The organism is Microbacterium sp. USHLN272, assembly GCF_037149655.1.
Taxonomy (GTDB): Bacteria; Actinomycetota; Actinomycetes; order Actinomycetales; family Microbacteriaceae; genus Microbacterium; species Microbacterium galbinum.
In genome coordinates this window covers 255788-269356 of record NZ_JBBCRA010000001.1, presented here as the reverse complement: position 1 = coordinate 269356, position 13569 = coordinate 255788, and the positions used below count along the sequence as shown (strand labels likewise).

The 13569-nt window shown below is 69.5% G+C and carries 16 protein-coding genes; 8 read left to right on the top strand and 8 right to left on the bottom strand.

Annotated elements, in window-relative coordinates; genetic code table 11:
- Positions 1 to 139 precede the first annotated feature (139 nt).
- From WFJ97_RS01330 to WFJ97_RS01315, 4 genes are read left to right on the top strand one after another with little or no spacing between them, the layout of a single operon-like run.
- Positions 140 to 652 (top strand): DUF4190 domain-containing protein, encoded by a 513-nt coding sequence (locus tag WFJ97_RS01330; RefSeq protein WP_336640221.1) that lies wholly within the window; start codon positions 140 to 142, stop codon positions 650 to 652.
- A gap of 53 nt (positions 653 to 705) precedes the next feature.
- Positions 706 to 1056 (top strand): DUF3099 domain-containing protein, encoded by a 351-nt coding sequence (locus WFJ97_RS01325; protein ID WP_336640220.1) that lies wholly within the window; start codon positions 706 to 708, stop codon positions 1054 to 1056.
- Complete coding sequence (locus WFJ97_RS01320) at positions 1053 to 1247, top strand: hypothetical protein (protein ID WP_247632074.1); 195 nt, start codon at positions 1053 to 1055, stop codon at positions 1245 to 1247. The genes WFJ97_RS01325 and WFJ97_RS01320 overlap by 4 nt, the downstream gene beginning before the upstream one ends.
- Positions 1244 to 2053, top strand: a complete 810-nt coding sequence (locus tag WFJ97_RS01315; RefSeq protein WP_336640219.1) for an SURF1 family cytochrome oxidase biogenesis protein — start codon at positions 1244 to 1246, stop codon at positions 2051 to 2053. The genes WFJ97_RS01320 and WFJ97_RS01315 overlap by 4 nt, the downstream gene beginning before the upstream one ends.
- Positions 2054 to 2055: 2 nt before the next feature.
- On the opposite strand, the gene WFJ97_RS01310 is transcribed toward WFJ97_RS01315, so the two are convergent.
- On the bottom strand, positions 2056 to 2634 hold the full coding sequence (locus WFJ97_RS01310; RefSeq protein ID WP_336640218.1) for a pyridoxine/pyridoxamine 5'-phosphate oxidase: 579 nt from the start codon (positions 2632 to 2634) through the stop codon (positions 2056 to 2058).
- A gap of 35 nt (positions 2635 to 2669) precedes the next feature.
- Positions 2670 to 4268, bottom strand: coding sequence for an ABC-F family ATP-binding cassette domain-containing protein (locus WFJ97_RS01305; RefSeq protein ID WP_247622268.1), 1599 nt, complete (start codon positions 4266 to 4268; stop codon positions 2670 to 2672).
- Between the two features lie 162 nt (positions 4269 to 4430).
- Here WFJ97_RS01305 and WFJ97_RS01300 point away from each other — a divergent pair, with 162 nt between their 5' ends.
- From WFJ97_RS01300 to WFJ97_RS01285, 4 genes are all read left to right on the top strand, one after another.
- Positions 4431 to 5048 (top strand): DedA family protein, encoded by a 618-nt coding sequence (locus WFJ97_RS01300; RefSeq protein WP_336640217.1) that lies wholly within the window; start codon positions 4431 to 4433, stop codon positions 5046 to 5048.
- Positions 5049 to 5053: 5 nt separating this feature from the next.
- Positions 5054 to 6307, top strand: coding sequence for a sensor histidine kinase (locus tag WFJ97_RS01295; RefSeq protein WP_336640216.1), 1254 nt, complete (start codon positions 5054 to 5056; stop codon positions 6305 to 6307).
- Positions 6304 to 6972, top strand: a complete 669-nt coding sequence (locus tag WFJ97_RS01290; protein WP_247956305.1) for a response regulator — start codon at positions 6304 to 6306, stop codon at positions 6970 to 6972. The genes WFJ97_RS01295 and WFJ97_RS01290 overlap by 4 nt, the downstream gene beginning before the upstream one ends.
- A 137-nt stretch (positions 6973 to 7109) precedes the next feature.
- Positions 7110 to 8441, top strand: a complete 1332-nt coding sequence (locus tag WFJ97_RS01285; protein WP_336640215.1) for an acyltransferase family protein — start codon at positions 7110 to 7112, stop codon at positions 8439 to 8441.
- On the opposite strand, the gene WFJ97_RS01280 is transcribed toward WFJ97_RS01285, so the two are convergent.
- Genes WFJ97_RS01280 through sufD form a run of 6 tightly spaced genes read right to left on the bottom strand, consistent with a single transcriptional unit; the run spans position 8410 to position 13569 of the window.
- Positions 8410 to 9774: an MFS transporter gene (locus tag WFJ97_RS01280; RefSeq protein WP_336640214.1), complete on the bottom strand. Its 1365-nt coding sequence runs from the start codon at positions 9772 to 9774 to the stop codon at positions 8410 to 8412. The genes WFJ97_RS01285 and WFJ97_RS01280 overlap by 32 nt on opposite strands.
- Positions 9771 to 10925, bottom strand: coding sequence for a MalY/PatB family protein (locus WFJ97_RS01275; RefSeq protein ID WP_336640213.1), 1155 nt, complete (start codon positions 10923 to 10925; stop codon positions 9771 to 9773). Before WFJ97_RS01275 ends, WFJ97_RS01280 begins: the two co-directional genes overlap by 4 nt.
- Positions 10925 to 11260 (bottom strand): metal-sulfur cluster assembly factor, encoded by a 336-nt coding sequence (locus tag WFJ97_RS01270; RefSeq protein WP_247622261.1) that lies wholly within the window; start codon positions 11258 to 11260, stop codon positions 10925 to 10927. The genes WFJ97_RS01275 and WFJ97_RS01270 overlap by 1 nt, the downstream gene beginning before the upstream one ends.
- Before the next feature lie 9 nt (positions 11261 to 11269).
- Positions 11270 to 12040 (bottom strand): Fe-S cluster assembly ATPase SufC, encoded by a 771-nt coding sequence (gene sufC / locus WFJ97_RS01265; protein WP_247622260.1) that lies wholly within the window; start codon positions 12038 to 12040, stop codon positions 11270 to 11272.
- On the bottom strand, positions 12041 to 12367 hold the full coding sequence (locus WFJ97_RS01260) for a non-heme iron oxygenase ferredoxin subunit (RefSeq protein ID WP_247622259.1): 327 nt from the start codon (positions 12365 to 12367) through the stop codon (positions 12041 to 12043). It abuts the gene before it with no gap.
- Entirely contained in the window at positions 12364 to 13569 is a 1206-nt protein-coding gene (gene sufD / locus WFJ97_RS01255) for a Fe-S cluster assembly protein SufD (RefSeq protein ID WP_336640212.1), read from the bottom strand. The genes WFJ97_RS01260 and sufD overlap by 4 nt, the downstream gene beginning before the upstream one ends.

Genomic DNA, 13569 nt, shown 5'->3' with positions numbered 1-13569 from the left:
CATTCACTCCCGCTGTTCACGACGATCCGGCATCCGAACCGACACCGATCCTACCGAGGATGCTCCCCCGAGTCGGGCGCGCGGCGTTTGACACCCGCGCAGCGGGCTGGGAGCCTGATCTCGACGAAAGGGTCTCCGCGTGAGCGACAACACCACTCCCCCTCCAGCCGGCGGAACGCCGTACACTCCGCCGCCCGCCCCTCCCGTGCAGCCCACCCAGGCGTACCCGGGAGCCGCTCCCGTCTACGGCGCACCTGCCGCCCCCGGCTATGGGCAGCCTCAGTCGCCGGTCCAGCCCGGCTACGGCGCGCCCCACCAGCCGTACGGCTACGCGCAGAATCCCTATCCCGTCTACCCGGCACCGCGTCCGACCAGCGGACTCGCGATCACCTCGCTCGTCTGCGGCATCGTGAGCTTTCTGTTCAGCTGGCTCTTCCTCCCGGCGCTCGCGTCCATCGCCGCGGTGATCACCGGGCACATGGCGCTGAAGAAGACGAAGAACGACCCGACCGTCGGCGGACGCGGAATGGCGTTCGCCGGTCTCATCCTGGGGTACGTCGTGCTCGGTATCGGCGTGCTGACGATCGCGATCTCGCTCATCAGCCTCCTCGCGTTCGGAGCGTTCACCCTCCCCTTCCTCTATAACAGCTGATCGCTGCACGAAGGCACTCCCGCCCCCGCCCACCGGCGTAGGCTGGAGGCATCGTGAATCGCAAGCACACCGTCCCCGCCGTGACCTCTCTGCCGCAGTCGCCGGCAGCTGAGTCCGATCACCGCGTGCGCCGCTATGCGATCACGATGACGATCCGCATCGTGTGCTTCGGCCTCATGGTCTTCGTGCAGCCTTACGGCTGGTACACATGGGTCTTCGCCGCCGCGGCCGCGGTGCTCCCGTACATCGCCGTGGTCTTCGCGAACGCCGGCAGCGACAGCACCGAATCGGGGGCGGAGTCCCCTCGGCAGGAGATCGAGGCGACACCGGCGGTCGTCCCGGAGCCGATCGAGGAAGCTCCCGGCATCATCACGATCCACGAGAAGCCGCAGGATCGCACGTGACCGATCTCATCTGCTCGCGCGCCGGCTGCCGGAGCGCGGCGACGAAGCAGGTCGTCTGGCGCAATCCCCGCATCCACGCTGCGGACCGCGAGAAGATCTGGCTGGCGTGCGACGAGCACGTGGACTACCTGCACGACTACCTGGCGGCCCGCGACTTCCCGGTGACCGTCCGAAACGGAGTACCCGCGTGAGCAAGCGCCTGACCCGTTGGATGGTCTACGTCCTCATCGCGATCGGCTTCGCGGTCGCCTGCGCGTTCCTCTCCAACTGGCAGTTCGAGAGGAACGAGTCCCGCGCCGAGCAGATCGAACTGGTCGAGCAGAACTACGATGCCGACCCGGTCCCGCTCGGAGACCTGATCGGCGACGACGACCTCCTCCAGCCCGGCGATGAGTGGCATCCGGTGCTGCTCCGCGGCGAGTACCTCTCCGACCAGCAACTGCTCGTGCGCAACCGGCCGCACGGCGGCACCAGCGCCTTCGAGGTCCTCGTGCCGTTCCGTGACGTCGACGGTCGCGTGTTCATCGTCGACCGCGGCTGGGCTCCCCCGGGCGACGGCGACACCCCGGATGCGGTTCCCGAGGCTCCGAGCGGCACCGTCGAGGTCGTCGCGCGACTCCGCCCGAGCGAGCAGGTCCCGGCCTCCGGGCGCGGTGCCCCCGAAGGGCAGGTGCCGACCATCAACCTGCCGACGATCGCCGGCCTCGTGGAGGGCGATGTCATCACCGCCGCCTACGGACAGCTGATCAGCGAGGATCCCGCGGGTACGCCGCTCGGAGGCTTCACGTCGCCCACCGACGATCCTGGGCCCCACCTGTCGTACGCGATCCAGTGGATCCTCTTCGCGATCATGGGTTTCATCTTCATCGGCTACATCATCCGCACCGAGATCGTGAAGCACCGCGAGGAGGTCGAGGGCCGACCGGCCCCCGTCAAGGAGAAGCGTCGCCGTGACGAGGACGCCGACGTCGAGGACGAACTTCTCGACGCCCGCTGAGGTCAGATCCCCGCCGCCCCGGCATCAGTTCGTCCCCATGCGAGGCCGTCGCGCTCGTAGACGACGCGGGTGTGCCGACGATCCTGCGAGCCCTGCCAGAACTCGATGCGTTCGGGCACGAGGCGCCACAGCACCCAGCCACCCGGCTCGATTCCCGCGCGGGCGGCGGGCGAGCGCGCGGAGAGGTCGGCGGCGCTCTCCTCCCTCGCGGCTTCGACGACCCGCCCGCGCACGCGGACCGCACGCACCAGGGGCTGCCACCAGAAATTGAGCGCGGCAGCAGGATGCGCCGACAGCTGATCGCCCTTGCGCGACGCTCGAGGACCGGCGAACGCCCAACCCCGTTCGTCGACGTCCTTGAGGATCAGCGCCCGCGCGTCCGGGATGCCGTCGGCGCCGACCGTCGCCAGCGTCGCCACGTGGGGCTCGGGCACTCCGGCATCCACGGCCGCGCCGATCCAGTCGCGGAACAGCTCGAGCGGAGAATCCGGCAGCAGCGTCGCGTCCCAGATCGGTGCGTCGCCGATCAGAGTGGGTTGCGCCCGCAACCAGGAGGAGATCGTGCTCGGCGGGGTCGGCATGCTCTCGACTATGCCACCGATCCCTCTCGCTCGTGTCAGGCGAGCTCGATCAGGTCCTGGTACTCCTGGTTCCAGATGTCCTCCACGCCGTCAGGGAGGATGAGCACGCGCTCGGGATTCAGCGACTGCACGGCGCCCGGGTCGTGCGAGACCAGCACGACGGCCCCCTCGTAGTGCGCGAGGGCGTCGAGGATCTCCTCGCGCGACGCGGGGTCGAGGTTGTTCGTGGGCTCGTCGAGAAGCAGCAGGTTCGCCGACGACACGACGAGGGTCGCGAGCGAGAGACGGGTCTTCTCCCCGCCGGAGAGCACACCCGCCGGCTTCAGCACGTCGTCCCCCGTGAACAGGAAGGAGCCGAGCACGCGGCGCGCTTCCGTCTCGGTGATGTGCGGGGCGGCCGAGACCATGTTCTCGAGCACCGAACGATTCACGTCGAGGTTCTCGTGCTCCTGCGCGTAGTACCCGACCTTGAGGCCGTGGCCGGGCTCGAGCTGTCCCGTGTCGGGCTGATCGACGCCCGCGAGCATTCGCAGGAGCGTCGTCTTGCCGGCACCGTTCAGACCCAGCACGACGACCTTCGAACCGCGATCGATCGCCAGGTCGACATCGGTGAAGATCTCGAGCGAACCGTACGACTTCGACAGCCCCGACGCCATGAGAGGCGTCTTGCCGCAGGGCGCGGGCTTCGGGAAGCGCAGCTTCGCGACCCGATCCTGCTGCCGCACGTCGTCGAGCCCGGCGAGGAGCTTCTCGGCGCGCGCGACCATCTGGTGCGCGGCCGCGGCCTTCGACGCCTTCGCCCCGAACCGCGCGGCCTGCAGCTGCAGCGTCGTCGCCTTCTTCTCGGCGTTGGCGCGCTCCTTCTTGCGGCGCTCCTCGTCGGCCACGCGCTGACGCAGGTAGTTCTTCCAGTTCATGTTGTACGTGTCGATGACCTGGCGGTTGGCATCGAGGTAGAACACGCGGTTGACGGTCTCGCCGACCAGTTCGACGTCGTGGCTGATCACGATCAGCCCGCCCTTGTACGTCTTGAGGAACTCGCGCAGCCACACCACGCTGTCGGCGTCGAGGTGGTTGGTCGGCTCGTCGAGGATCATCGTCTCGGCATCCGAGAAGAGGATGCGGGCGAGCTCGATGCGACGACGCTGACCACCCGACAGCGTCGACAGCGGCTGGTCGAGGATGCGGTCGGGAAGCGAGAGGTTGTGGGCGATGGATGCCGCCTGCGCCTCGGCGGCGTAGCCGCCCTGCGCCTCGAACTGCTCGGTCAGCGCCGCGTAGCGCTTCATGGCCTTCGCAGCGACGGCGGGGTCGTCCGATCCCATCGCGAGCGACGCCTCGGTCATGCCGAGATTGAGCTGGCCGAGACCACGGGCGTCGAGGATGCGCGTGCGCGCCAGGTCCTCCGGGTTGCCCGAGCGCGGGTCCTGCGGCAGATAGCCGAGCTCCCCCGAACGCGTCACGCTGCCGCCGGAGGGCAGGACGTCGCCGGCGAGCACCTTGGTGAGGGTGGTCTTGCCCGCTCCGTTGCGGCCGACGAGACCGATCTTGTCACCGTCGCCCACGCGGAACGACACGTTCTCCATCAGGAGGCGAGCGCCCACGCGGATCTCGAGTTCGTGCACGGCAAGCACAGCGGGATGTCCGTTCGTTCGGGAGGAAGGTGGCCGAGCGGCCAGCCTCCCAGTATAAGCGTCCCGACGGGACGGCCATCCCAGGAAGATCACTCCCCGGTGTGACGCGGTCGATACCGCAGAGGGATGACCGTCCTGCCACCCGGTTCGTAACGTTCGAGGGTGGACGTGATCAATGACCTCATTCTCCAGGCCGTGGCCTCGCCGTGGCTCGTGCTCGTGCTCTTCGCCGTCACGGTGATCGACGGCTTCTTCCCTCCCGTGCCGAGCGAGACGGTGCTCGTCGCCGCCGCGGCCGCGTCGGTCTCGGGCGGAGGCACGAATCTGCTCCTCCTCGGCGTCGTGGCTGCGCTCGGCGCCGCACTGGGCGACAACATCGCGTTCCTCATCGGTCGGCGTCTCGGTACGTCCCGCGCGGGCTGGATGCGACGGCCGCGCGTCCGCGCCGCGTTCGCCCATGCCGAGCGCGCGCTGGAGACCCGCAGCGCCGCGCTGATCCTCGGCGCCCGCTACATCCCGGTCGGTCGTGTGGCGGTGAACATGACGGCCGGGGCCCTGCGCTTCCCCTGGCGCCGGTTCCTGCCGCTCAGCCTCGTCGCGGGCGCGAGCTGGAGTGCGCTCAGTCTCGCGATCGGTCTGCTCGCCGGCAGCTGGATCAAGGATCAGCCGCTCCTGAGCGCCGGCGTCGGCATCGTCATCGCCCTGCTGATCGGCATCGTGATCGACCGCGTGTCTGCCGTCCGACGCCGCCGGAGCGCGCCCGCCCACCTGGCAGGATGAAGATCATGACCCGTGTCCGGCGTGCTCCCCGTCACTCCCGGCGGACGATCGCGTTCGTCGGGCTCTGGACGGTGACCGTCGGCCTCTACTCGGTGTTCGTCCCGGTCCACGCCGCCCTCTACGGAACCCCGGTCGCACTGGCGTTCCTGCTCGGCGCTGCGGTCTGCGGCGCCCTCCCCCTCTCGATCGCCCGCCCGCGCACGGCGATCGTGGTGTTCTGCACGGCGGTCCTCATCGTCCCGCTCGTCACCGACACTGCCCTCGCTGCGACCGCGCCTTGGCCCTGGTCGGTCCCCGCCACGCTCGCGTTCGTCGGCCTCGTCGGGCTCGTCACCGGTATCCACGGGGTGCGGCCGGGACTGCTCCTCCTCGTGCTCGCGCTCGTCGCATCGCTCACCGCCCCGCTGCTGCGCCCCGACATCATCGAGACGGCGAACGTCGCGGCGACCGCGACGGCCGATCTCATCGTCACCGCGTCCGTCGCCGCGGCCGCTTTCCTCCTCGCGCTGCTGATCGCCAGCCGCCTGCGCATCGGCGTCGAGCTCACGCGCGAGCGCGAGCATTCCGCCCTCGAGGAGTCGCGGCGCGCCCTGATCGAGGAACGCACCCGGATCGCCCGCGAACTCCACGACGTCATCGCGCACAGCATGTCGGTCATCCAGGTGCAGGCGTCGACGGCGCGATACCGCCTGCCATCGATCGACGACACCGCCGCGGCCGAGTTCGACGACATCGCCGCGACCGCGCGCACGTCGCTGAGCGAGATGCGACGGATGCTCGGGGTGCTGCGCACCGAGGATCAGGCCGTGGAACTCGCTCCGCAGAACGGCATCGACGACATCCCCGCGCTGGTCGACACCATCCGCCGCGCCGGCGTCGACGCCGGTCTCTCGCTCGTGGGAATGGATGCCGCGACATCCGCTCCCCCGGCCGTCCAGATCGCGGCCTACCGGATCGTGCAGGAGAGCCTCAGCAACGCGGTACGGCATGCGTCCGGCAACGCGGTGACCGTTCAGCTGCAGGCGGATGCCGGCACTCTCCGCATCCGCGTGCGCAACGCCGCCCCTGCGGAGGCGCAGGATCGCGGCGCCGGGCACGGCCTGCGTGGAATGCGCGAGCGCGCCGAGGTGCTCGGCGGCAGTCTCTCGGCGGGCCCCGCTCCCGACGGCGCCTGGCTCGTCGAGGCCGCCCTTCCCCTGGCCGGAGGGCGCGACGATTCGCCGTCCCCGGCATCCGCCCCTCCGAAGGAGAACCCGTGACCATCAGCGTCCTCATCGCCGACGATCAGGCCATGGTGCGCGCAGGCTTCGCCGCGCTCCTCGACGCGCACGACGGCATCCGTGTCACCGGACAGGCTTCCACGGGAACCGAAGCCGTGTCGCTCGCCGCACGGCTCGACCCCGACGTGATCCTCATGGACGTGCGGATGCCCGACCTCGACGGGATCGAGGCGACCCGCCGCATCCTCGGCTCCTCGTACCCCGCGGCGCATGTGCCCCGCATCCTCATGCTCACCACCTTCGACATCGACGACTACGTCTACGACGCTCTCGAGGCGGGGGCGAGCGGGTTCCTGCTCAAGGATGCGCTCCCGGAGGAACTGGTTCACGCCGTGCGCGTCGTCGCCGGGGGCGACGCGCTGCTCGCCCCGAGCGTGACCCGCCGGGTGATCGCGCAGTTCGCCGGACGTCGCCCCCGTACGCCCCGCGCGGCTTCCGCCCTCGCCGAGCTCACCGACCGTGAGCGCGAGGTGCTCGTGCTGATCGGCCGCGGGCGGTCCAACGGCGAGATCGCCGCCGAACTCTTCATCGCCGAGCAGACGGTCAAGACGCACGTCGGCAAGGTGCTCGCGAAGCTCGGGCTCCGCGACCGTGTGCACGCGGTGATCCTGGCCTACGACACCGGTCTCGTCGAACCGTCCTGACCGCACCCTCCTGGCCGTGCCCCTCAGCGACGGCGGCGCCCTCACCCCTCGGTACGGGGTCGAACGGCACCGCGGGGTGATGCCCTCCGCCGCACCGCGTCCATAGCCTCCGGGAAGACCGTTCCCCAGGAGGATTCATGGCCATCGTGCAGGCACCCCCCGTCCGAGACATCCCGCGCGCCGAGGCTCGCGGCACCCGCGACACCGGCATCGATCTCGTCCGCTCGCTCTGCGTGATCGGCGTGGTGCTGCTGCACGCGATCATGGTCGGCGTCTCCGTGATCGACGGACGCCCCGTCTTCGACAACGCCAGCACCGGCACGTGGTGGATCGTGCCCGTCAGCTGGGCGCTGCAGGTCATGCCCCTGTTCTTCGTCATCGGCGGGTTCTCCGGACTGCTCGCCTATCGTTCGGTGCTCGCCCGCGGGGGCGACGCGCGGAGCTTCATTGCGGGGCGGGTGCATCGACTGCTGCGGCCCGCCGTGGTCACGATCGCCGTGATCGGCGTCGCGCTGTGGGCATTGACGCTTTTCGGGGTTCCCACGGACCTCATCGCCGTCGCGGGTTACCGGTACGGGCAGCCGCTGTGGTTCCTCGCGGTCTTCCTGCTGTGCCAGGCGCTCCTGCCCGCGCTCGTGCACCTGCACCGGACTCGGCCGCTCCTGATCCTCGCCGGGCTGGTCGCAGCCGCAGCCACCGTCGACGTGGCAAGGGGGATCAGCGGTGTCGATGCCCTCGGGTTCCTCAACCTGGCGTTCGTCTGGCTCGCGCTCCAGCAGATCGGGTTCTTCCTCGCCGACGGCAGCATCGACTCCCTGCCCCGTCGCACCCGAGTGCGCATCGGCGTGGGCGCAGCGCTCACCCTCCTTCTCGGTTTCGCCACCGGCCTCTGCTCTCCCGACCTGATCGCGCACATCAACCCGCCGACCTCCGCGCTGATCCTCGTCGGTATCGTGCACACCTGCGCCCTGTCGCTGAACCGCCCCCGTCTGTCCGCCCTCAGCGCTCACCCTCTTGCCGCGGCCGTGAGCGGATTCATCGGCCGACGGACGATGACGATCTACCTCTGGCACATGCCGGTACTGCTCGCCATGGCGGGCGTGACGGCGATCGTCGCGATCAGCGACGGCAGCACGCTCCCGGTGGCGGGAAGCGCCGCGTGGTGGGCGGATCGTCCGCTCTGGCTCGCGACGGCACTGACGCTCACCGCCCTCGTGGCCGTCCCGTTCACACGCATCGAGACGCGTCGTCCGCCGATGCCGACCGACGCGACCCGGCGCATCGCGCTCTCGGTGCTGAGCGGTCTGATCGGCGTGGTGCTGCTGCTCGTGACCGGCACGACACCCGTCACGGCGATGATCGCGGTCGGCCTGCTCGTCGTCGCTCTCCGCCTCGCGGCTGCGCCGGTACATGGCCGATGGATCCCCCGGTCGGCTCTCAGGAGCGTTCGGCCGCGTGCCCGAGCCTGAGACCCGGGATCGCCGCTGCCCCGACGAGCGCGAGGCAGAACACGAACACGACCCAGAACGTGCTCGCTCCGCCTCCGAGCGTCGCGACGGCGAGACCGGCGAAGGCGATCGTGACCGCCGAGCCCGTCGAGTCCGAGATCGAGAGTGCCGAGGAGTTGAATCCCTGGTTGCTCTCATCGGAGTACGCGAGCGTGAGCACGATCAGCCGTGGGTACAGCAGGCCCATTCCGCCGCCGGCGAGGCCCCATCCGATCACGACCACGAGCGGCGAGATCCCGAACAGGGCGGCGAGGAGCACGCACAGCAGGGCCACCAGCAGCAGCGAGAGGCTGATCACGGTGATGCGGTGGTTTCCGAGCCGTTCGCCGTACTTCCCCTGCAGTGCGGATGCCCCGGCCCACGCGAGCGCGGCGAACATGAGGGCGATGCCGGCCCAGGTCGCCGTGAATTCGAAGCGCTCCATGAGCAGGTACGGGATGTACGCCTCCGCGGCGAAGAAGGCACCGGCGACGATGCCGCGCATGAGCACGACGCTCGGCAGCCCGCGTCCGGCCCGGAGCGCACCTCGGGGCAGCAGCGGGAGAATGGCGATCCCGATGACCGCCAGCGCGCCGATCGCGACCGGCCAGCGCACCTGCGGCACCATGTCGGCGGTGAAGCCGATCACGACGGCGAGAACGGCGACGACGACCGCGAGCAGCAGTCGGGTCGCGATCGTCCGCCGGTCCTGCGGCTCACCGTGGCCGAGATCGACTCCGCTCAGGCGCACCGCGATCACCGTGAACGCGATACCGGTGAGCACGGCGACCCCGAGGAACGTCCAACGCCAATCGATGTGCTCGGCCACCGCTCCGGCGAGGAAGGGGCCGATCATCGACGGCACGACCCAGGCCGCGGCGAACGCCGCGAAGATCCGCCCGTGCAGGTGCGGCGGATACAGCCGCGCGACGACGACGTAGAGCGCGACGGTCTGGCCACCGGCGCCCAGCCCCTGCACGAGTCGCCCGACGAGGAACTGGTGCATCGTGACGGCGAAGCCCGAGATCAGGAGTCCCACCAGGAACAGCGTGACCGCGACGTAGAGCGCACCCCGCGGCCCGCGGGCGTCCGACCAGGCGCCCGCGGCGACCATGCCGATGACACCGGTCGCGAGGGTACCCGAGAAGGCGACCGCATACAGCGCTCCGCCGTCGAGGGCCTCGCTGACGATCGGCATCACCGTCGTCACCGCGAGGGCCTCGATCGCGGCGAGGAAGATCAGCGCGATCGCGCCGGTCGTGACCCAGATGCGGCTCCGGTCCCAGATCGACGCGACGGGCGACGGGGCCGTCATCGCCCGACGAGCGCCGCGATGCGCTCGATGGCCTCGGTGAGGATCTCAGGACTCGTGCCGAAGTTCAGGCGCGCGAACCCCGTGCCCTCGTCGCCGAACGCCGAACCGTTGTGGAGGGCGACCTTGGCCTCGCGCAGAATGCGTCGCGAGGGGTTGTCGCCCCACCCCAGGGGTCGCAGGTCGATCCAGGCGAGGTATCCGGCATCCGGCAGGCGGTAACGCGCCCCCGGGAGATGCCGCACGAGGAGATCCTCGAGAAGGATGCGGTTCTGGTCGAGCGTGCGGAGCAGACCGTCGAGCCAGGGGTCGCTCTCTTCCGAGAATGCGGCGACGGCAGCGATCAGACCGAACTGTCCCGTGCGCCAGACGACCTCGATGGGCAGGTCGCGCAGGACGGCGTACGTCGTCTCATCGGCTGCCACCATGAGCGCGCACTTGAGGCCGGCGAGATTGAACGCCTTGCTCGCACTGACCACGGCATAGCCGACCTGGCGGGCGACATCGTTCACGGCGAGGAACGGAGTGAATCCCGTGCCGGGCTGCGCGAGCGGTGCGTGGATCTCGTCGGAGACCACTGCCGCACCGAACTCGGCGGCGAGATCCGCGAGGGCTGCCAGGGCGTCGCGATCGTGCACCGTCCCGGTCGGGTTGTGCGGGTTGCAGAGCAGGATGGCGGTGGCGCCGTCGTCGAAAGCCGAGCGGATGCCGTCGAGATCGAGTTCCCAGCGCGTACCGGTGTCGCGCAGGGGCACGCGCTGGACCTCCGCGCCGGCCTCCGCCACGAGGTCGTAGAAGGGCGGGTACACCGGAGGGGTGACGACGACGCGCTCCCCCGGTTGGGTGACCCGGCGGAGGATCTCGACGATCCCCATGCTCACATCCGCCGTGCTGCGCATGAGCGACGGGTCGGGCGCCCACCCGAACCTACGCTCGGCGAACGCCGCGTAGGCCTCCTTCAGGGGAGTCCGCGACGCGATGTACCCCGTGTCACCGAGATCGAGCGCACGCTGGAGCGACGCCGTGATCTCCGGTGCGAGCGGGAAATCCGTCTCCGCCACGAACAGCGGCAGGACGTCCTCGGGGTACTCGCGCCACTTCTCGCTCGTGCGTCGGCGCAGCTCGGAGAGAGGCAGCGCCTTCACCTCGAGCATCAGATGGCGAAGCCGAGTGCTCGCATCATGTCGCGGCCGTCGTCGGTGATCCGCTCGGGACCCCACGGCGGCATCCATACCCAGTTGATGCGGAAGCGGTCGACGACCTTGTCCAGGGCCTGCGCGGTCTGCTCCTCGAGCACGTCCGTCAGCGGGCATCCGGCGCTCGTCAGCGTCATGTGGATGACGAGAGCGTCGTTCTCGTCATCCCACGCCAGGTCGTAGATGAGTCCGAGGTCGACGACGTTGATCCCGAGCTCGGGATCCATGACGTCCTTCAGAGCCTCGGTGACCTCGTCGTACTTCTCGTCGGTCAGCGTCGCGGTCGCGGTCATGCGGTCAGCCTACGCCTCGATGGGAGCGGCGGGGTCGAGGAAACGGTCGTATCCCTCGTCTTCCAGCCGGTCGGCGAGCTCGGGACCGCCCTCTTCCACGATCTTGCCGGCGACGACCACGTGCACGAAGTCGGGGCGGATGTAGCGGAGGATGCGCGTGTAGTGCGTGATGAGGAGCACGCCGAGGCCGGTGGCCTCCTTGGCGCGGTTGACGCCCTCGGAGACGATCTTCAGCGCGTCGACGTCGAGGCCGGAATCGGTCTCGTCGAGGATCGCGAACTTCGGCTGCAGGACCTCGAGCTGGAGGATCTCGTGACGCTTCTTCTCGCCGCCGGAGAACCCCTCGTTGACGTTGCGCTGAGCGAACTTCGGGTCCATGCGCAGGTTCGCCATGGCCGCCTTGACGTCCTTGGTCCACGCGCGGATCGCGGGGGCCTCGCCGTCGAGCGCGGTCTTGGCGGTGCGCAGGAAGTTGGTGACCGTCACGCCGGGGATCTCGACGGGGTACTGCATCGCGAGGAACAGACCGGCGCGTGCGCGCTCGTCGACGCTCATCTCGAGCACGTCCTCACCGTCGAAGGTGATCGACCCACCGGTGACGGTGTACTTGGGGTGGCCGGCGATCGTGTAGGCCAGCGTGGACTTGCCCGAGCCGTTGGGGCCCATGATGGCGTGGGTCTCACCCGTGTTCATGGTCAGGGTGATTCCGTTGAGGATCGGGGTGGCCCCCGCCTCGGTCTCGACCGTCACGTGGAGGTCGCGGATCTCGAGAACAGACATTCAGATTTCCTTCGTCACAGTCGGGTCGATGAGCACGTCGTCGCCGTCGATCTCGACGACGTAGACGGGGACGGGCTCGTAAGCAGGGAGGTTCTGGGGCTTGCCGGTGAGCAGGGAGAACGCCGAGCCGTGGGCCCAGCACTCGACCGTGTCACCTTCGACGAAGCCCTCGGAAAGGGAGATGTCGCCGTGGGTGCAGGTGTCGCCGATCGCGTGGATCACGCCCTCGCCGTCCTTGATCACGGTGATCGGGACGCCATCGGGCTCGACGCGGATCGGCATGTCCTGCTCGAGCTCCGCGACACCGCACACGCGCTGAGCGCTCATGCCGAGACCGCCGCGAGCTCCGCCTCGATCGCAGCGAGGAGTTCGGACTCGAGCGCCGGGATGCCGAGGCGCTGGACGATGTCGGTGAGGAAGCCGAGCACGACGAGACGGCGTGCCTCTTCCTCGGTGATGCCACGAGCCTGCAGGTAGAAGAGCTGCTCGTCGTCGAAACGACCCGTCGCGCTCGCGTGTCCGGCGCCGAGGATGTCGCCCGTCTCGATCTCGAGGTTCGGGATCGAGTCGGCGCGGGCGCCCTCGGTGAGCACGAGGTTGCGGTTCGCCTCGTAGGAGTCGGTGCCGGTGGCATCCGGGCCGATCAGCACATCGCCGATCCAGACGCTGTGGGCGCTCTCGCCCTGCAGCGCGCCCTTGTACAGGACGTCGCCCTTGGTGTGCGGGCCCTTGTGGTGCAGGTAGACCTGGCTCTCGAGGTGCTGGCCGGCGTCGGCGTACGACAGACCGTAGAGGTAGCCCTCCGAGCCTGAACCCGCGAGCTCCACGTTGGGGTTCACGCGCACCACACCGCCACCGAAGCTGATGACGAAGTGCTTGAGCACGGCATCCGCATCGACACGGGCCTGGTGCGCCGACGTGTGCACCGCGGCATCCTGCCACTGCTGGAGGGTCACCACGGTGAGACGCGACCCGGCGCGGGCGATGATCTCGACGTTCTGCGCGTACTGCGCGGCACCGATGTGGTTCAGCACGACGGTCGCCGAGCTGTGCTCGAGAGCCTCGATCACGATGTGGGCGTCGGCGCGCTTCTCGGCACCGCGACCCTCGATGGTGAGGAGGATCGGCTCCGCGACCTCTTCCTCACGCGGGATGCGGATGTGCATCGCCTCCGTGGCACCCTGCCAGGCAACCGCGCCGGTGATGTCCTCGCCGCGGAAGAACTCGCCGCGAGGAGCCGCGCCGATCGCGAGCGGTGCCGCGAGGTACTGCTCGCCGGCGGAGAACTCGTAGGCGACGCCGTCGTTCTGCGCGGCGGTCTCGAAGAGCGCCGTCAGCTTCGCGACGGGGGTGTGCTTCCAGTTCACCTCGCGACCCGTCGGCACGCCGAAGTCGGCGGGCTCGAAGGAGTGCGGACGTTCGGAGCGGGTCTGCACCGGCACGAAGCCGGCGTCCGCCACCTGCGCCGCCGGGTCGACGTGCGCGCTCGAATAATGCGACGCCGTAGGCGTCGTCGTCTGGGAGGTCAT